The sequence below is a fragment of the Amycolatopsis sp. MEPSY49 genome (genome assembly GCF_051337345.1).
Lineage (GTDB): Bacteria > Actinomycetota > Actinomycetes > Mycobacteriales > Pseudonocardiaceae > Amycolatopsis.
Genome location: NZ_JBDLYJ010000002.1, coordinates 621,256 through 640,197, shown reverse-complemented (window position 1 = coordinate 640,197; position 18,942 = coordinate 621,256). Strand labels below are relative to the sequence as shown.

The following is an 18,942-nucleotide window of genomic DNA, read 5'->3' as shown; positions in this document are numbered from 1 at the left end:
TCGGAGGTGCGGTGCGAACAGACCCCGGAGGGATCGCTCTCACGCGACGCCCGCCACACACGGGCCGCGCCCTCGGTCTGCTGGCCGCTTTCGCCGTGCTGGTCTTCCTGTGCCTGCTGAGCGTCTGGCTGGGGTCGAAGGAGATCTCGTTCGGCGCGGTCTGGCAGGTGCTGTGGCACGACGACGGCTCCGCGGACGCCGTGATCATCCACAGTGTCCGGATGCCGCGGACCTTCCTGGCGGTGCTGGTGGCGGCCGGCCTCGGCCTGGCCGGCACGGTGATGCAGGCGCTGACCCGCAACCCCCTGGCCGATCCGGGCCTGCTCGGCGTCAGCGCCGGGGCCGCGTTCGCGATCGTGTTTTCGATCACCGTGCTGGGTGTCAGCTCGCTGTACGGCTACATCTGGTTCGCCTTCGCCGGCGCGCTCGCCGCGACGGCCGTCGTCTACTACCTGGGCACGCGGGGCCGGGCCGGGTCGAGCCCGGTCAAGCTGGCACTCGCCGGTGCCGCCGTCACGGCGTTGCTCTCTTCCTTCACCAGCGCGATGGTCCTGTCGGACCCGGTGGCGCTCAACCGCTACCGCTTCTGGTCCGCTGGTTCGCTTTCCGGCGTGGACGCGACGGCGTTGCTGCGGGTCCTGCCGTTCCTCGTGGTCGGGGTGGTGCTGGCGATCGCGAGCGGTCCGGCGCTGAACAGCCTCGCCCTCGGCGACGACGTCGCGATCGCGCTCGGCCGCAAGCTCGGCCCGCTGCGACTGCGCGGCGCGCTGGCGATCACGCTGCTCACCGGCGCGGCCGTCGCCGTCGCCGGGCCGATCGTGTTCCTCGGCCTGATCGTCCCGCACGCGGTGCGGTTCGTGATCGGGCCGGACCACCGCTGGCTGCTGCCCTACACCGCCGTGCTCGCGCCGTGCCTGCTGCTCGCCGCCGACATCCTCGGCCGCGTCCTGGCGCGGCCGAGCGAGATCCGCGCGGGCGTGATCGTCGCGTTCCTCGGCGCGCCGTTCTTCATCTACCTGGTCCGCCGACGCAAGCTCGTGGAGTCGTGACGTGAGCCTGCTGCGGATCCGGCGCGACCGGGTCACCTTCCGCGCCGGTCCGGTGTCCGGCCGGGTCCGGCCCCGGCTGCTGCTCGTTTCGATCGTTCTCGCGGCGCTCGCGTTCGTGCTGTTCTGCGTGGGCATGACGATCGGCGACGTCCCGATGACCGTGTCCGACGTGCTGTCCGGCCTCTTCGGCGGCAGCGACAGCGGAAACGGCTACATCGTCCAGGAACTGCGGCTGCCGCGGGCACTGACCGGGCTGCTGGCCGGGTTCGCGTTCGGCGCGTCGGGCGCGGTGTTCCAGACGATCACCCGCAACCCGCTGGCCAGCCCGGACATGATCGGCATCAACGCGGGCGCGGCCACTTTCGTCGTCGCGGGCATCGCGTTCGGCTTCGGCGGCGGGCTCGGCACCACCACGCTCGGCCTCCTCGGCGGCCTGCTCACGGCGCTGCTGGTGTACGCGCTGGCGTGGCGGCGCGGCACGACCGGCTACCGGATCCTGCTGGTGGGCATCGGGATCTTCGCGATGTGCACCAGCCTCACCGACTACCTGCTGAGCAAGGCGCAGATCACCGAGGCGCAGGCGTCGCTCGGCTGGCTGGTGGGCAACCTCGCCAACCGCGGCTGGGAACACGTCGTGCCGCTGTCGCTCGCGCTCGTCGTGCTGTACCCGCTGGTGCTGGCGCTGTCCCGGTGGATGGGCACGCTGCTGCTCGGCGACGACGTGGCGGCCGGGCTCGGCACGCCGGTGCAGCCGGTCCGGCTGGGCCTGCTGCTGGCCGGCGCCGGCCTGGTGGCGTTCGCGACGGCGTCGGCGGGCCCGGTTTCGTTCGTCGCCCTGACGGCGCCGCAGATCGCGCAACGCCTCGCCCGGCTGTCGTCGCCGCCGGTCACGGCGTCCGCGCTCACCGGCGCGGTCGTGGTGCTGGGCAGCGACATCATCGCGCGCTCGCTGACCGCGTCGGCGCTGCCGGTCGGCATCGTGACCGGCGTGCTCGGCGCCCCGCTGCTGCTCTGGCTGCTGGCCAGGGCCAACCGATCCGGCTCCGGAGGCTGAAAAGATGACACCGTCCCTGCGTGTGCAGGACCTGCGCGTCGCCTACGACGACCGGGTCGTCATCGACGGCCTCGACCTCGACATCCCCTCGGGGCAGATCACCGCGATCGTCGGTCCGAACGCGTGCGGGAAGTCGACGCTGCTGCGCACGCTGGCGCGCCTGCTGACGCCGAAGGCGGGCGGGGTGTACCTGGACGGCCGGTCGATCCACGACCTGCCGACGCGCCAGGTCGCCCAGCGGCTCGGGATCCTGCCCCAGTCCCCGGTGGCGCCCGAGGGCATGACGGTGGCGGACCTCGTCGGCCGCGGCCGCGCCCCGCACCAGAGCTGGTGGCGCCAGTGGTCCACATCGGACGAAGGGGCGGTGCACGCCGCCCTGGCGGCGACTTCGATGACCGACCTGGCCGACCGCCCGGTGGACGAGCTGTCCGGCGGCCAGCGCCAGCGCGCGTGGATCGCGATGGCGGTCGCGCAGGGCACCCCGGTGCTGCTCCTGGACGAGCCGACGACGTACCTCGACCTGGCTCACCAGATCGACGTGCTGGACCTGGTGGTGGACCTGAATCGCAGCGAAGGCCGGACGGTGGTCATGGTGCTGCACGACCTGCCGCAGGCGTGCCGCTACGCCGACCACGTGATCGCCATGAAGGCGGGGCGGATCGTGGCGTCGGGCAAGCCGGTGGAGGTGATCACCGAGGAGCTGGTGGACGAGGTGTTCGACGTCCGCTGCCAGGTGACCCCGGACCCGGTGAGCGGAACCCCGATGGTGATCCCGATCAGCCGCCACCACCCGGCTCCGGTCAGCTAGCGCTATCCTGGCCGTGGCCCGCCTCGTGCCGTTCCGAGGTCCGTCCGGCCGCAGACCCACTTTTGGAGCTGACTGTGTTCGTGCTGCCCGAAACCACCACCGGACCCGAGCGCCGCCTGCTGGAGGCGACGATGGACCGCAACCGCCGCGCGGTGATCGACACCGCGCGCGGCCTTTCCGAGACCGACGCCCGCGAGCGGCTGGTCACGTCGCTGACCACGCCGATCGGCCTGGTCAAGCACGCGGCCATGGCCGAACGGCGGTGGTTCCAGCTGTTCCTGCTCGGCTTGCCCGAGTCCGAGTGCGACGGCCCCACCACCCCCGGCGACGCCAGTTTCGTCGTCGCCGAGGGCGAAACGCTCGCCGACGTGATCGCCGAATTCGAGCGGGCGAGCGAGCGGTCCCGAGAGATCGCCGCCGGCTTCGGCCTCGACGACACGTGGACCCACGAGATCCTCGGGGAAGTGAACCTGAGGTTCGTCTACCTGTTGCTGATCGAGGACTTCGCCCGGCACGCCGGCCACGGCGACATCCTGCGGGAGCAGCTCAGCGCGCGCTGACCGCGTACTCCCCCGCCGGCTCCGCGACCACCCGTCGGTCCACAATGGACTGCAGGATCTCCCCCACCCGCACCGCGGTGTTCGACAGCAGCGACGACGTGATGCCGTGCGTGTGCTCGGTGCCGCCCTGCAGGTAGATCCCGCCGCGCAGGGGCGCGTCGGTCGACAACCGGTAGTCGCGCTCGATGCGCAACCGGCCGGACTCGTCGCGCAGGAAACGCTCTCCCAGCTCGCCCAGCAGCGGCGTCGGGTCCGCCGGCCGGTAGCCCGTCGCGTACACCACCGCGTCCGCCTCCAGCACCGTCCGCGCGCCCGTCGTCAGCGACTCGACCGTCACCGTTCCCGACGGCGTCACCTCGACCGGCCGCGACACGTTGAACAGCCGCAACCGTTCGACGCCCAGCACCTTCTCGCGGTAGACCCGGCGGTAGAGCTCGTCGATCAGGTCGATGTCGACGGCCGAGTAGTTCGTCGCGCCGTGGTAGCGCATCAGGCGGTCCTTGACCGGCTCGTCCGCGCCGTAGAACTGGTCGACCGCTTCGGGGTCGAAGATCCGGTTCGCGAACGAGCTGTCGTCGGCCGGGCTGTAGCCGTAGCGCGCGAACACCGCGCACACCTCGGTGCGCGGGAACTCGTCGTGCAGCAACGCGGCCACCTCGGCCGCGCTCTGCCCGGCGCCCACGACGACGAACCGCCGTGGCGAAGTGCCGCGAAGGGCGTCCACGCGGAACAGCAGCTCGCTGTTGTGCCAGATCCGGTCGCCGGCGGCGACGCCGTCGGGCAGCTGGGGCCGCAGGCCGGTGCCGACCACGAGGTTCCGGGCGCGCAGGGACGAGCCGTCCGAGGCCTCGACGTCGAAGTAGGCCACTTCGGAACCGTCGTACACCGGCTTCACGGCGACGACCTCGGTGCCGTACGAGACGACGTCGTCGACCTTCGCGGCCGCCCATTCGAAGTAGTCGTGGAACTCGACGCGCAGCGGGAAGAGGTTCTTGTGGTTGATGAAGTCGACCAGCCTGCCGGCCGCGTGCAGGTAGTTCAGGAAGCTGAACTCGCTGGTCGGGTTCCGCATGGTGACCAGGTCCTTCAGGAACGACACCTGCATCGTCGCCGTGTCGATCAGCATGCCGCGGTGCCAGCCGAAGCGCGGCTGCCGCTCGAGGAAGTGCGCGGTCACCGGCTCCCCGGCGCCGGCGTTGTGCTCGGCGAGGGCGATCGCGAGGGCCAGGTTCGACGGTCCGAAGCCCACGCCGACGATGTCGTAGATCGGGACCTCTGCAGTCATGTTGCTCCCTCGCGCGCTCCGGTACGGTTCAGGGAACCCTAACCTAACTTAGGCGAGCCTCGCCTAGTACGTTCGTGGTGATGTTCGTCCCCGATCACGAAAGGGCACTCTCGAATGCGCGTGGCGATGTTCGGCTACCAGACCTGGGGGCACCGGACCCTCCAGGCGCTCATCGACGCCGGCCACGAGGTCGCCCTCGTGGTCACCCACCCGAAGAGCGACCACGCCTACGAGCGGATCTGGGCGGACTCGGTGGCCGACCTCGCCGAGGCCAACGGCATCCGCGTCCTGCTGCGCGACCGCCCGGACGACGCCGAACTGCTGGCCGAGCTGAAGGCCGCGGACCTCGACCTCATCGTCGCGAACAACTGGCGCACCTGGCTGCCGCCGGAGATCTTCGAGCTGCCGCGCCACGGCACGCTGAACATCCACGACTCGCTGCTGCCGTCCTACGCGGGCTTCTCGCCGCTGATCTGGGCGATGATCAACGGCGAGCCGGAGGTCGGCGTGACCGCCCACATGATGGACGGCGAGCTGGACGCGGGCGACATCGTCCTGCAGCGCGCGATCCCGGTCGGGCCGGCGGACACGACGACGGACCTGTTCCACCGCACGGTGGACCTGATCGCCCCGATCACCGCCGAAGCCATCTCGAAGATCGAGACGGGCTACACGCCGGTGCCGCAGGACCGCTCGAAGGCGAGCTTCTTCCACAAGCGCGCGGCCCGCGACAGCCTCATCGATTGGACGTCGTCGCCGTCGGACATCGAGCGCTTCGTGCGGGCGCTGTCGGACCCGTACCCGAACGCGTTCACCTACCACCGCGGCGAGCAGTTGCGGATCCTGAAGGCGTCGGTGTCCCGCGGCCACTACGGGGGCACACCGGGCCGCATCTTCATCCGCGAAGGCGACGGGGTGGTGATCGTGGCCGGCCCGCAGGCGCGGCACGGCCAGTCCCCGGGCCTGGTGGTCGAGCGCGTCCGCACGGCCGACGGGACCGACCTGCCCGCGGCCGAGTACTTCAAGACCATGGGCGGGTACCTGACCGACCGCCCCTGACCTCCTCAGCCGTCCTTGCCCCGCGCCGGTTCCGCCACGTTCTGCTCCACGGCGCCGGGCAAGGTGCGGACGATCGTGTCCTGCGCCCGCCGTTCGCTGAACCCGGCGAGGAAAGCGAGCCCGGCGAAGAACAACGTGACCTGTTCCCCCGGCACCGGAACGGCGAGCGGGAGCAGCCCGGCTCGGACGAGCACGAACATCGCGGCGCCGAAAACCGCACCGATGATCAGCCGGAAACACCCGGAAAGAATGACGACCAGCCAGCCTTGGTCGAGGCTCACCCGCACTCTTTGCCGGTTCGCCGTGCGCGTCATGACGCTGACGATCGCGCCGATGGCGCCGGCCACCACGCAGATCACCAGGTGCGAACCGATTTCGACCTTCAACAGCGAATGCACGGCGATCGCGACGGCGGCGGCCACGACGACACCCACCGCGAGGCCACCGAGATAGCGGACGAGAGCCCGGTCGAGCGCGGCGTCACGCGCGTTCTGCTCGATCTGGCGGATCTCCTTCCGGGCCGATGCGACGGCGGCGGTCAGCCGCGCACCCTTCTGCTCGGAGCCCACCATCGCGTCCAGCACGCTCAGGAGGGCGACGGCCTCGGTGTAGATGCCCTGCACCAGAATCTCCTGCGGCTGTCCGCCGAGCAGCACCGAGTACTTCCGCTCCACCCGGCGCGCCGACCGGAAGACATCGTCGAATTCGGCGGTGCTCTGAACCGCGTCGTAATACTGCCGCAGCTTGTAGACGGCCCGCTTCACCTCGCCGTTCTGTTCTTTGGCGACCACGAGAAGAGCCGCCTGGAAATGGGTCGCGTAATACTCCTCGACGATCTTTCCCTGGTTCGCCTCGTACGCGGCCCGCAGCCTCGCGAATCGTGGCCGGCCCTTCTCCTGGTAGGCCTCGATCAGATCGTGCACACACGGGCAGGCGACCGGCTCATCGGCCTCCGAGTCCGCGACCGCGGTTATTTTTCTCGCGTTGATCACCATGACACTTCTCCCCTCGCTGACGACCACAAGCAGGCGCCGCCACCCCTCACCCATTGTGATGGCGCATGCCCGGAAGAACCAATATCGCGCGGCAACGCCACCCGAACGGCCGTAGTGCCGATGGCCGGGACGGCCCTTGGCGGCACCGCACCCCGGCGCCAGGATGTGCCGCATGGGCGAGATCAGCTACCTCGAGCGTCACCGCGCCTGGGTGCTCACCGGCGAAAAGACCACCTACGCACTGCGTCTGAACGAGGACGACGTACCGACCCACCTCTACTGGGGCCCTGCCCTCCCGGCCGACACCGTCGAAGAGCTCGTCACGGAAACACTGCCCTGGTGGGACGGTTTCAACGACCCCAACGAAGGCCTGGACGAACTGGCCGCCGACGGAGGCACCCGTTATTGGACCCCCGCCCTGCAGGTCCGCTTCGAAGACGGCACCCGGGCCCTCGAATGGCGCTACGAAACGCACGAAATCGCGCAAGATCACCTGACGATCCGGTTCGAGGACCGCCACTACCCGCTCCGGATCGCCCTCCACTACCGCTTGAAGACCGACGTCCTCGAACGCTGGACCGAGCTGACCGCGGACACCGACGCCGAGGTGGTCCGGGCCGACTCCGCGACCTGGTCGCTGCCCGTTCGGGACGACTACCGGCTCAGCCACGTCACCGGCCGCTGGGCCGCGGAAACCCAGCTGCACCGGACCCCCGTGCCCCACGGTGAGACCGTCTTCGCGAGTCGCCGCGGGATCACCGGGCACCACGCCAACCCGTGGGTCATGGTCGACGACGGCACCGCCACCGAGCGCCACGGCGAGGTCTACGGCGTCGCCCTCGCCTGGAGCGGGTCGTGGCGGCTCACGACCACGCGGTCGTCGACCGGGCGCCTCACGGTCAGCGGCGGCTTCGGCCAAGACGGCGTCGTCCACCGCGTCGGCCCCGGCTTGCCCTTGCGCACGCCCGTGCTAGCCGGTCTTTACACCTCCGGCGGCTTCGGCGCCGCCAGCCGCGCGTGGCACGCTTACGTCCTCGGAGACGTCCTGCCGCACGCGCGAGAACTGCGTCCGGTGCTCTACAACTCCTGGGAGGCAACGGGTTTCGACGTCTCCGAGGAAGGACAGCGCGCCCTCGCCGAGCGGGCCGCGGCGCTGGGTGTCGAACTGTTCGTCATGGACGACGGCTGGTTCGGCGCCCGGACCGGCGACCACGCCGGGCTCGGCGACTGGCACGTCAATCGGGAACGCTTCCCCGACGGGCTCAAGCCCCTGGTCGACACCTTGCACGGGCTCGGCATGCGGTTCGGCATCTGGGTCGAGCCCGAAATGGTCAACCCCGACAGCGACCTCTACCGCGCCCACCCGGACTGGGTCCTGCACCACCCGCACCGGCGCCGGTCGGAGCTGCGCAACCAGCTCGTGCTCAACTTCGCCCGGCCGGACGTCGCCGAGTGGGCCCACGCCTGGCTCGACCGGCTCGTCGGAGACCACGGCGTCGACTTCCTCAAGTGGGACATGAACCGGCCGTTCAGCGAAGCCGGCTGGCCGGGCGACGCCGACCCGGACCGCCTGTGGGTCGAGCACACGAGAGCCGTCTACGCGCTCATGGACCGGTTGCGCGCGGACCACCCCGGTCTGCGGATCGAAGCGTGCAGCGGCGGGGGCGGGCGGATCGACCTCGGTGTGCTGGCGCGCGCCGACCAGGTCTGGACGTCGGACAACACCGACGCGCTCGACCGATTACGGATCCAACACGGCTACAGCCAGCTCTACCCGGCGCGCGCGATGTCCGCGTGGGTCACCGACAACCCCAACTTCGTCACCGGGCGGTCGGTGCCGCTGCGGTTCCGCTTCCACGTCGCCATGGCCGGCGTGCTCGGCATCGGCGGCGACATCGTGCGCTGGCCCGACGAGGACCTCGCGCTCGCCCGCGAGCTGATCGCCCTCTACCAGGACATCCGGCCGGTGGTCCAGCACGGCGCGCTGTACCGGTTGCGGCCCCCGGTCGACGACGGCGTCACCGCCCTGCAGTACGTCCACGAAGATCGGACGGTCGTCTTCGTTTACCGGCAGGCCGCGCACTTCGCCGCGCCGGAGCGCCCGTTGCGCCTCGATGGCCTGGATCCCGCTCACCGGTACCTCGATTCGGCTGCCGGCACCACGCACAGCGGAGCCGTGCTGCTCGCCCGCGGACTGCCGCTCACGCTGCCGACCGGCGACTTCGCGAGCACGGTGATCCGCCTGCGTCGAATTCCGCGCTAGAGATCGGATCTATCGACCGCGCATCGACGGTTTCGTGGCCGGATCCCGCTTGACAGCCGGTTAGACGTCAGATCAAATGCGTCATACATCACATATGGTGGGAGGCTCGATGAGAAGGTTCCTGGCGTTGGGGGCAGCGGCGCTCCTGGCCCTGAGCGCGTGCTCGGTCGGCTCGAACACCGGCAGCGGCGGCGCCGCGGAGATCACCTTCCTGACCTTCGAGACCCCGAACCTCACCCCGGCCTACTGGGACGCGGCCATCAAGCGCGTCACCGACAAGAACCCGGGGATCAAGGTCAAGAAGCTCGTCGCGCCGACCGCCGACGGCCGGACGTCGTACGCGAAGCAGCTCCTGCAGTCCGGCCAGTTCCCGGACGTGATGATCGCCGTGGATTCGGCGGGCTTCGCCGAAGCGGGCAATCTCTACGCCTGGACACCGGACGAGCTCAAGGACTTCCAGTTCCCCGACGCCAATCCGGTGCACGGCAAGTACTACCAGCTGCCGGCGAACACCCAGACCATCCCGCCGATCTACTACAACAAGAAGATGTTCGCCGACGCGGGCATCAGCGCGACTCCGAAGACGTGGGACGAACTCGTCGCCGACGCCGGCAAGCTGGCGGACAAGGGTTTCGCGCCGTTCACCATCGGCGGCGGCAAGGACGGCTTCCCGTCGTCGATGATCCTCTCCGGCCTGGTCAGCACCGAGGTCTACAACACGATGCCGGACTGGCTGACCCAGCGCCGCCAGGACAAGGTCAAGTTCGCCGATCCCGCGTTCCAGAAAGCGTTTTCGAAACTGGCCGACCTCGCGTCGAAGGGGTACGTGGACAAGACGAGCGTGTCGCGCGACTACGCGGCGACCGAGCAGGCCTTCCTCGACGGCAAGAGCGCGATGTACCCGATGGGCAACTGGTTCGCCGCCAACGCCGACAGCAAGAAACACGACTTCGAGATCGGCGTGTTCGACTTCCCCACCGAGGACGGCAAGCTCGTCGTCCCCGCCTACACCGGCGGCGGCATGATCGTGAACGCCAAGGCCGCGAACCTCGACGCCGCCAAGAAGTTCGCGCTCGGCTTCCAGCTCGACAAGGACCAGCTCGACGCGTCGGTCAAGGCCGACGGCCTGTTCCCGGCGATCAAGGGCTACACCCCGCCGGCGGACGTCGGCCCGACCTTCAAGGCCGGCTACGACCTGTACACCCAGGCCGTGGCGAAGAACGCTGTGGTGCACGCGTTCCGCTGGGAGACCGCCGACGACGGGCTGCTGCCCGGCATGAAGGACAAGGTCGACCAGGCCGCCCAGGACGTCATCACCGGCCGCAAGTCCGTGGCCGACGCGTGCGCGTTCCTGGACACCGAGTGGGCGAAGGCGGGCTGACGACCTTGGCCGCCGTCGTCTCCGCGCCCGCTCCGCCTCGCCCCCATCGTTCCCCCGCGCACCGTCGGCGGCGCAAACCGATCCTCCCGCGGGTGTGGCACTTCGCGTCGTTCGGCGCCCCGGGCGTGCTCGTCTACCTGTGCTTCGTGCTGGCGCCGATCTTGATCAGCTTCGGGTACAGCCTCACGAACTACAACCCGTTCAACCCGCCGGTGAAGTTCGTCGGCTTGGACAACTACAAACTCCTCTTCACCGACGAACAGTTCCTCACCGCGTTGAAGGTCACGACGATCCTGACGCTGATCGTGGTCGTCGTGCCGAACGTGCTGGGTCTCGGTGTCGCGCTGCTGCTGGACCGGAAAGGCTGGCTGTACAACGCTTTGCGCAGCGTGTTCTTCACGCCGGTGATCCTCAGCTCGGTCGTCGTCTCGATCGTCTGGTCGCGCTTGCTCGACGACCAGGGCCCGTTGAACAACTTCCTGCGCGCCTTGGGCGTCGAGCACCCGCCGGGCTGGCTGTCCGATCCGGACGTCGCGCTGTTCTCGGTCGCGTCGATCGTGTGCTGGCAGATGCTCGGGTTCTGCGTCGTCGTCTACCTCGCCGGGTTGCAGGGCGTGCCTCAGGAATTGTTGGAGGCTGCGGAGATCGACGGCGCCGGGCCGTTGCGGCGGTTCCGGGCGGTCACCTGGCCGCTGCTCGCGCCGTCGCTGACGATCAACACGGTCGTGCTGCTGATTTCGGCGTTCAAGACCTACGACTACGTCAAGGTGATCACCAACGGCGGCCCGGGTTCCGGCGCCACCGCGACGATCGCGTTCGACGTCCTGCAGACGGGTTTCGACTCGAACCACGTCGGCTACGCGTCGGCGATGGCCGTGCTGATGCTGGTGATCGTCGCGGTCGTGACGACGGTCGTGCTCGGTTTGCTGCGCCGCCGGGAGGTGGACCTGTGACCCGGTCCTGGCTGCGGCCGACGGTCGCGTTGCTGGTCAGCGCGGTGTTCTTCGTGCCGCTGTACCTGGTGCTGACGAACGTGGTCAAGCAGGGCGACCTGATCGCGAAGGAGCCGGCGTCGCTACCGCTGCCGCCGACCCTGGCCAACATCCACGCGGTGCTGACCCGGCCGGACGGCCTGTTCTGGGTCAGCCTGGCCAACAGCGTCGTCGTGACGGTGTTGTCGATCCTGGTGTTGACGGTGCTCTCGGCGATGCTCGGCCACTACCTGGCGCGGTCGGGCAAGCGGTGGACGAGGGTCCTGACGCTGGTGTTGTTGGCCGGCCTGATGATCCCGCCGCAGGTCATCCTCATCCCGATCACCGACGTCCTGCGGGTGACGCACCTGATGGCGACGCTGCAGGGGCTGGTGCTGTTCAACGTCGGGTACTACGTGCCGTTCGGCGTGTTCGTGTTCACGGGGTTCATCCGCGGGGTGCCGGTGGAGTTGGAGGAGGCGGCGCTGCTGGACGGCGCGAGCCGCATGCAGGTGTTCTGGCGAGTGGTGTTCCCGCTCCTGCGCCCGGCGACGGCGTCGGTGCTGATCTTCCTGGGGGTGTGGATTTGGAACGACTTCATCGACCCGCTGATCATTCTCGGGCCGAGCCAGGGCACCACGATCACCACGGGGATTTACCGGTCGATCGGCCAGTACCAGGCGGACTTGGGCAGCGTGTTCGCGTTGATGTTCTTGGCGACGTTGCCGGTGTTGATTTTCTACCTGGCGCTGCAGAAGCAGTTCGTGAAGGGTTTGACGGGCGGCGCGACCAAGGGCTGAGCGGAGCTCTCATGCGAGAGCACCGCTCTCTCTGCCGGCGCGTGCCGTGCTCACGCCTAAGAGCGCTGCTCTCATTAGACGGCGAGCGGCGCTCAGCTTCGAGAGCACCGCTCTCACACGCACGGGAGCACCGCCCCGGGCCGAGAGCACCGCTCTCGCGCACACGCGAGCGCCGCCCCGAGTCGAGAGCGCCGTTCACGCGCACATGAGAGCAGTACCCTGGGTCGAGAGCACTGCTCACTCGCACACGCGAGCGCCGCCCCGAGTCGAGAGCACTGCTCACTCGTGCGGGAGCACTCCCCAAGTCGAGAGCACTGCTCACTCGCAGACGAGAGCGACACCCGGGGCCGAGATCACTGCTCACTCGCGAACGAGAGCGGCACCCCGGGTGGAGAGCACTGCTCACTTGCGAGCGCTACCCATTCACGAGCGCTGCTCACTTGCGGGTACTGCTCATGCTTCTGCGGCCATCGCCGAGACCGAGCGCAGCTCACACTCCTGCGGACATCACTAAAACCGAGAGCACCGCTCTCGCGTGGGCGTGCAGGCGCCCCGAACTCGAGAGCGCTGCCTCGACATAGCTCCGCACCACGCTCAGAACCGTGAGCACCGCTCGCAAGCGAGAGCAGAACCTTGCTCAGACTCAAGAGCACTGATCGCCCGCAAGGTCACCGCTCACAGTCGAGAGCACTGCTCACAACCCTTCCCGACCGATGCTCACAAACGAGAGCACCGATCACCATCTCGACAACCAGAAGCACCAAGCGACTCACAATTCGCGGACCTTGCCGCCGTCCACCTCAAGTCGCCGCCCCACGTGCACGGCGTCCAGCATCCGCCGGTCATGGGTCACCAGCAGCAGCGTCCCCGGGTACTTGTCCAGCGCCGACTCCAGCTGCTCGATCGCCGGCAGATCAAGGTGGTTGGTCGGCTCGTCCAGCACCAGCAAGTTCACCCCGCGAGCCTGCAACAGAGCCAACGCCGCTCGCGTCCGCTCCCCCGGCGAGAGCGTCGCCGCGGAGCGGAGCACGTGCGCGGCCTTCAACCCGAACTTCGCCAGCAACGTCCGGACATCCGCATCCGCCAGCTCCGGCACTTCACGAGCGAAGGCCGAAGCGAGCGGAACGTCCCCGAGGAACAACCGCCGCGCCTGATCGACCTCGCCGACGACGACACCCGGGCCCAGCGCGGCAGCACCTTCGTCCAACGGCAACCGGCCGAGGAGCGCCGCCAGCAACGTCGACTTCCCGGAGCCGTTGGCACCGGTGATGGCGACCTTGTCCGCCCAGTCGACCTGCAGGTCCACCGGCCCGAGCGTGAACCCGCCCCGGCGCACGACCGCGCCGCGCAGGGTCGCGACCACCGCGCCCGCCCGCGGGGCCGCGGCGATCTCCATCCGCAGCTCCCACTCCTTGCGCGGCTCCTCGACGACCTCCAGGCGCTCGATCATCCGGTCGGTCTGCCGCGCCTTCGACGCCTGCTTCTCCGTCGCCTCGGTGCGGAACTTGCGGGCCGCCTTGTCATTGTCGGGCTGCTTCCGGCGCGCGTTCTTGACGCCGTTCTCCATCCACGCCCGCTGCATCCGCCCACGCGCCTCCAGGGAAGCCTTCGTGTCGGCGAACTCCTCGTACTCCTCGCGCGCGTGCCGGCGCGCGACCTCGCGCTCCTCGAGGTAGGCCTCGTACCCGCCGCCGTAGACGTTCACCTGTTGCTGCGCCAGGTCCAGCTCGACGACGCGGTCGACCGTGCGGGCCAGGAACTCGCGGTCGTGGCTCACCAGGACGGTCGCCGCCCGCAGCCCGGACACGAACCGCTCCAGCCGGGCCAGGCCGTCCAGGTCGAGGTCGTTGGTCGGCTCGTCGAGCAGGAAGACGTCGTAGCGGCTCAGCAGCAGCGACGCGAGCCCGGCGCGCGCGGCCTGCCCGCCCGACAACGACGTCATCGGCTGGTCCAGGTCCACGGCGAGCCCGAGGTCGGCGGCCACTTCCGCGGCGCGTTCGTCCAGGTCGGCGCCGCCCAGGTCGAGCCAGCGGTCCAGCGCCACGGCGTAGCGGTCATCCGCGCCGACCGCGCCCTCGGTCAACGCCGAAGTCGCCGCGTCGAGGTCCGCCTGCGCCGCCGACACGCCGGTCCGCCGCGCCAGGAAGGCCCGCACCGACTCGCCTTCGCGCCGCTCCGGTTCCTGGGGCAGGTGCCCGACGGTCGCCGTCGGCGGGTTCAGCCGGATCTCGCCGTCGTCGGGCTTCGCGAGCCCGGCCAGCGTCCGCAGGAGCGTCGACTTGCCGGCGCCGTTGACGCCGACCAGGCCGACGACGTCGCCGGGCGCGACCACGAGGTCGAGGCCGGAGAAGAGGATGCGGTCACCGTGGCCCGCGGCCAGGTCCTTCGCGACGAGAGTTGCGCTCATGAGGTGGCCAAGTCTACGGGGCCGTGCTGAACTGTCAGATCATGGTCAAAGCCACCGACTGTGTGTGTCCGGTGGCGCTTTGATCACTCAGTGTGGGTACCCTGTTCGGTTGTCGGAACAGCCAAGCAGTGAGGTCGGTGAAACAGCATGGGCGAATCCGCTCCCCCGGTCACCCTCGGCCGCAGGCCGAAACCGAGGGAAGGCCGCCCGTCCGCGCCCCGGCCCACGGTGAGCCGCCGGCGCGAGGTCAGCCACGCGAGCGCGCGGTCGCTGCTGATGACCGTCCTCGGCGAGTACACGCTGCCGCGCGACACGCCGGTCTGGACGTCGATGCTGGTCGAGGTGCTCGGCATCCTCGACATCGAGGAGAAGTCGGCGCGGCAGGCGCTGGCCCGCTCCGCCGCCGAGGGCTGGGTGGTCTCCGAGCGCGTCGGGCGCCGCGTGCGCTGGTCGCTGACGCCGCCGGGACGCCGTCTGCTGACCGAGGGCGCCGAGCGGATCTACGCGTTCGGCCGCGAAGAGCGCCCGTGGAACGGCCAGTGGCTGATGCTCATCGTCTCCGTGCCGGAGGCCAAGCGCGACCTGCGCCACCGGCTGCGCACGCGGCTGACCTGGGCGGGCTTCGGCTCACCGGTGGCCGGCGTGTGGGTCAGCCCGGACCTGAGCCGGCAGCGCGAGGCCCAGCAGATCGTCAACGACCTCGGCCTCGACGCCCAGGCCATGTCCTTCACCGCCACCTACGGCGAGGTCGGCGAGCAGGAGACGATGGTCGCCCGGTCCTGGGACCTGACCGAGCTGAAGGACCGCTACGAGGACTTCATCGACCGGTTCACCGGCCTGCACCCCACCGGCGGCCGCGCGGTGCTGCGCGCGCAGACCGAGCTGGTGCACGAGTGGCGGCGGTTCCCGTTCCTCGACCCGCAGCTGCCCGCCGAGCTCCTGCCGGCGAAGTGGAGCGGGACGAAAGCGGCGGAACTGTTCCATCACAAACACGTCGACTGGCGCCCCGAGGCCCAGCAGTATTGGGACGACATCGTCGCCGCCGAAGAAGCAGGGTGAACATGACCGACCAGGTCCGCCTCGATCGTGACGGCGGGCTCGCCGTCCTGACCGTCGACGCTCCGCCGTTGAACCTCTACACGGCCGCCCTGCAGGATTCGCTTTCGTCTGCGCTCGACGAACTGGAGCAGGCGCCCGCGCGCGCTCTGCTGGTCCGCGCCGAGGGCAAGATCGTCAGCGGCGGCGTCGACGTCTCGCTGTTCGACGCGCAGGGTTCGCCCGCCGAGGCGAAGGTGCTGTTCGACGAGATGCTGGCGATTCCGGACCGGGTCGCGGCCCTGCCGTTCCCGACCGTGTTCGCCGCGCACGGCCTGTGCCTGACCTGGGCGTTCGAGGTCGCGGTGGCCTGCGACATCATCCTGGCGGCTTCGCGCGCGAAGTTCGGGCTCGTCGAGAAGGTCGTCGGCCTGACGCCGACCATGGGCGGCACCCAGCGGCTCGCCGACCGCGCCGGCGTCGGGCGCGCCAAGGAGTTCGTGATGACCGGCGACACCTACGACGCCGCGACGCTCGAGCGTTGGAACGTCGTCAACCGCGTCCTGCCGGACGAGGGCTTCGACGACGCCGCGCGGGCCTTCGCGCGTCAGCTGGCTTCCGGACCGACCCGGGCCCACGCGGCGACCAAGCGCGTCCTCGACCACTTCTCCGCCGGCGGAGTCCCGGAAGCGAACGCGCACATCACTGCGATCGCGGCCGAGCTGTTCGAAACCGAGGACCTCCGGGGCGCCGTCAAGTCGTTCCTCGCGGACGGGCCCGGCAAGGCGACATTCTCGGGTCGTTAACAGTCCGTTCGGACACCGGTTGCCGCCGTTCGGGCGTGCGCGGTTCTCCCCGCACCGGGTTACATTCGATGTGGTCTAGACCACATCGTCCCCGCCTCGTGCCGCTTGGAGAACCGCCATGAGACGCACCTCCGCACGACTACGCTCCGCACTCGCCGTCGTACTGATAGCGGCCGGCGGCACCGCGGCGCTCGCGCCACCCGCCGCCGCAGCCGGTTCGCTGACCGCCACCCTGGCGATGAGCGGCACGACCGGCACCTACACCGTCGCGAACACCGGCACCGCGTCGGTGAGCAACTGGGCGATCACCTTCACACTGCCCGCCGGCGTGACCGCCTCGACCGGCGAAAACGGCACGGTGACCCAGAACGGCACCCAGGTCACGCTCACCCCGGCGTACTACATCGCGACGCTGGCGCCGGGCCGGACCACCTACCCCTACAGTCCGACGTTCCGGCTCAGCGCCGCTGCCACGCCGGCGCAGTGCCGCGTCGACAACGCCAACTGCGACGGTTCACCCGACACTCCCCCGGGCGCGCCGGCGAACCTGCGGCTGGTCACGAAGACGACCAAGACGGTCGCGCTGGCGTGGAACGCCTCGGCGGCCGGTTCGTTGCCGGTGACCGGGTACGACGTCTACCAGGGGTCTTCGCTGGCCACGTCGGTGACCGGGACCGGCGCCACCATTTCCGGGCTCACGCCGGGCACGGCGTACTCGTTCACGGTGAAAGCCAAGGACGCCAAGGGAAACACGTCGGCCGCCAGTGCGGCGCTGGCCGTCACGACCAACAACCCGGCCGACGACACCCAGCCGCCGTCGGCGCCGAGCGGGCTGCGCTCGACGGCCGCCGACTCGGGCAGCGTGTCCCTGGCGTGGACGGCGCCGACCGACAACACCGGCGTCGTCGGCTACGACGTCTACCGCGGGTCCACTTTGGCCACGACGGTGACGACGACGGCCGCCGTCGTGACCGGGCTGGCACCGTCCACTTCGTACACCTTCACGGTGCGCGCCCGTGACGGCTACGACAACGTGTCGGTGCCGAGTGCCGCGGTGACAGCCCGGACCGGCGACATCGTTTCCGGCTACGCGAAGGTCGGGTACTTCGTCCAGTGGGGTATCTACGGGCGCCAGTACTTCGTGAAGAACCTCGAAACGTCGGGCGCGGCGGCGAAGCTGACCCACCTGCTGTACGCGTTCGAGAACATCGATCCGGTGAACCTGACGTGCCTCTCCGGCGTCACGAAGGGCACGACGACGAACCCGCAGGACCCCAACCAGGGCGACGGCGCGGGTGACGCCGAAGCTGACTACTCGCGCCCGTTCTCGGCGGCGCAGTCGGTCGACGGGGTCGCCGACACGGGCTGGGAGTCGTTGCGCGGCAACTTCAACCAGCTGAAGAAGCTCAAGGCGAAGCACCCGAACCTCAAGGTGCTGGTGTCACTGGGCGGCTGGACGTATTCGAAGTACTTCTCGGACGTCGCGGCCACGGACGCGTCGCGCAAGAAGTTCGTCTCGTCGTGCCTCGACACGTGGATCAAGGGCAACATCGCGCCCTACGGCGGCGCCGGCGGCCCGGGCACCGCGGCGGGCATCTTCGACGGCATCGACCTCGACTGGGAGTGGCCGGCCAGCGCCGACGGCCACCCGGGCAACCACTGGAGCCCGAACGACAAGAACAACCTGACCGCCCTGCTGGCCGAGTTCCGCACGCAGCTCGACGCGTACGGCGCGACCACCGGCAAGCGGTACCAGCTGCACGCGTTCACCCCGGCTGACCCGGCGAAGGTCGCGGCCGGGTGGGACCTGTCCCGCGTGTTCAGCTACCTGGACGTCGCGAACGTGCAGGGCTACGACTTCCACGGCTCGGGCAGCGACAACTCGTGGGAGCCGAACCGCACCGGTCACCAGGGCAACCTCTACGCCGACGCGGACGACCCGTACAACTTCCACTTCAGTGCGGAAAGCGCGATCAATGCGTACACCGACGCGGGCGTCGACCCCCGCCGGTTGACACTCGGATTGGCGTTCTACGGGCGCGGTTGGCAAGGCGTCGCCGACGGCGGAAAGCACGGCGAATGGCAGTCGGCGACCGGCGCGGCGCCGGGACAGTTCGCCGAGGAAGCCGGCACCCGCGGGTACGCGAACCTCGTGGCGAGCGTGCCGGCGTGCACGGTCTACCACGACACCGCGGCGGTGGCGACGTCCTGCTACACCGGCAACGGCGGCCAGTGGTGGACGTTCGACGACGCGTGGTCGATCGGGCTGAAGACCACGTGGCTCAAGTCCCGCGGCCTGCTCGGCGTGATGGCGTGGGAGATGTCGGGTGACACCGGGACGTTGATGAACGCGGTCAGCGCCGGGCTCGGCTGATGCGTTCAGCCCGCTGAACGGAAACCACCTTCCGTTCAGCGGGCTGAACATTTCCGCATTCTTTTCTTCAGGAGCCAAAGAAAGGGCTGCCAGCT

15 protein-coding genes are annotated in these 18,942 nt (G+C 69.6%); 12 read left to right on the top strand and 3 right to left on the bottom strand.

Translation table 11 applies throughout. The annotated features are described in order from the left end of the window. Nucleotides 1–11 precede the first annotated feature (11 nt). The 4 genes from ABFJ78_RS12105 (at nt 12) to ABFJ78_RS12090 (ending at nt 3,471) form a co-directional block, all read left to right on the top strand. Nucleotides 12–1,049, top strand: a complete 1,038-nt coding sequence (locus ABFJ78_RS12105; protein WP_436386011.1) for a FecCD family ABC transporter permease — start codon at nt 12–14, stop codon at nt 1,047–1,049. Nucleotide 1,050: 1 nt separating this feature from the next. Next, the gene (locus ABFJ78_RS12100; protein WP_436386009.1) at nt 1,051–2,103 is read left to right on the top strand and encodes a FecCD family ABC transporter permease; all 1,053 of its coding nucleotides are present in this window, start codon (nt 1,051–1,053) and stop codon (nt 2,101–2,103) included. Between the two features lie 4 nt (nt 2,104–2,107). After that, complete coding sequence (locus ABFJ78_RS12095; protein ID WP_436386007.1) at nt 2,108–2,911, top strand: ABC transporter ATP-binding protein; 804 nt, start codon at nt 2,108–2,110, stop codon at nt 2,909–2,911. A 74-nt stretch (nt 2,912–2,985) separates the two neighbouring features. Continuing rightward, nucleotides 2,986–3,471 (top strand): DinB family protein, encoded by a 486-nt coding sequence (locus tag ABFJ78_RS12090; RefSeq protein ID WP_436386006.1) that lies wholly within the window; start codon nt 2,986–2,988, stop codon nt 3,469–3,471. On the opposite strand, the gene ABFJ78_RS12085 is transcribed toward ABFJ78_RS12090, so the two are convergent. After that, a complete protein-coding gene (locus ABFJ78_RS12085; protein WP_436386005.1) occupies nt 3,458–4,756 on the bottom strand; it encodes a lysine N(6)-hydroxylase/L-ornithine N(5)-oxygenase family protein in 1,299 nt (432 codons plus the stop codon). The two genes, ABFJ78_RS12090 and ABFJ78_RS12085, sit on opposite strands and share 14 nt — an antisense overlap. Before the next feature lie 114 nt (nt 4,757–4,870). Between ABFJ78_RS12085 and ABFJ78_RS12080 the strand changes: the two genes are divergently transcribed. Then, on the top strand, nt 4,871–5,815 hold the full coding sequence (locus ABFJ78_RS12080; protein ID WP_436386003.1) for a methionyl-tRNA formyltransferase: 945 nt from the start codon (nt 4,871–4,873) through the stop codon (nt 5,813–5,815). 5 nt (nt 5,816–5,820) lie between these two features. Here the strand turns inward: ABFJ78_RS12080 and ABFJ78_RS12075 are convergent, their stop codons facing one another. Next, on the bottom strand, nt 5,821–6,810 hold the full coding sequence (locus ABFJ78_RS12075) for a hypothetical protein (protein ID WP_436386001.1): 990 nt from the start codon (nt 6,808–6,810) through the stop codon (nt 5,821–5,823). Between the two features lie 172 nt (nt 6,811–6,982). On the opposite strand from ABFJ78_RS12075, the gene ABFJ78_RS12070 reads away from it, so the two are divergent. The 4 genes from ABFJ78_RS12070 (at nt 6,983) to ABFJ78_RS12055 (ending at nt 12,225) form a co-directional block, all read left to right on the top strand. Beyond that, complete coding sequence (locus ABFJ78_RS12070; protein ID WP_436385999.1) at nt 6,983–9,073, top strand: alpha-galactosidase; 2,091 nt, start codon at nt 6,983–6,985, stop codon at nt 9,071–9,073. 109 nt (nt 9,074–9,182) lie between these two features. Then, nucleotides 9,183–10,454, top strand: a complete 1,272-nt coding sequence (locus ABFJ78_RS12065; RefSeq protein ID WP_436385998.1) for an extracellular solute-binding protein — start codon at nt 9,183–9,185, stop codon at nt 10,452–10,454. After that, entirely contained in the window at nt 10,436–11,407 is a 972-nt protein-coding gene (locus tag ABFJ78_RS12060) for a carbohydrate ABC transporter permease (RefSeq protein ID WP_436385997.1), read from the top strand. Before ABFJ78_RS12065 ends, ABFJ78_RS12060 begins: the two co-directional genes overlap by 19 nt. Further along, nucleotides 11,404–12,225, top strand: a complete 822-nt coding sequence (locus ABFJ78_RS12055) for a carbohydrate ABC transporter permease (protein ID WP_436385996.1) — start codon at nt 11,404–11,406, stop codon at nt 12,223–12,225. The genes ABFJ78_RS12060 and ABFJ78_RS12055 overlap by 4 nt, the downstream gene beginning before the upstream one ends. 769 nt (nt 12,226–12,994) lie before the next feature. Here the strand turns inward: ABFJ78_RS12055 and ABFJ78_RS12050 are convergent. Then, entirely contained in the window at nt 12,995–14,632 is a 1,638-nt protein-coding gene (locus ABFJ78_RS12050) for an ABC-F family ATP-binding cassette domain-containing protein (RefSeq protein ID WP_436385995.1), read from the bottom strand. Between the two features lie 147 nt (nt 14,633–14,779). On the opposite strand from ABFJ78_RS12050, the gene ABFJ78_RS12045 reads away from it, so the two are divergent. The 3 genes from ABFJ78_RS12045 to ABFJ78_RS12035 all read left to right on the top strand — a co-directional run bounded on the left by ABFJ78_RS12045 (nt 14,780) and on the right by ABFJ78_RS12035 (nt 18,847). After that, on the top strand, nt 14,780–15,691 hold the full coding sequence (locus ABFJ78_RS12045) for a PaaX family transcriptional regulator (RefSeq protein ID WP_436385993.1): 912 nt from the start codon (nt 14,780–14,782) through the stop codon (nt 15,689–15,691). A gap of 2 nt (nt 15,692–15,693) precedes the next feature. After that, nucleotides 15,694–16,473: an enoyl-CoA hydratase/isomerase family protein gene (locus ABFJ78_RS12040; protein WP_436385992.1), complete on the top strand. Its 780-nt coding sequence runs from the start codon at nt 15,694–15,696 to the stop codon at nt 16,471–16,473. 118 nt (nt 16,474–16,591) lie between these two features. Further along, nucleotides 16,592–18,847, top strand: a complete 2,256-nt coding sequence (locus ABFJ78_RS12035) for a glycosyl hydrolase family 18 protein (protein WP_436385991.1) — start codon at nt 16,592–16,594, stop codon at nt 18,845–18,847. Nucleotides 18,848–18,942 lie beyond the last annotated feature (95 nt).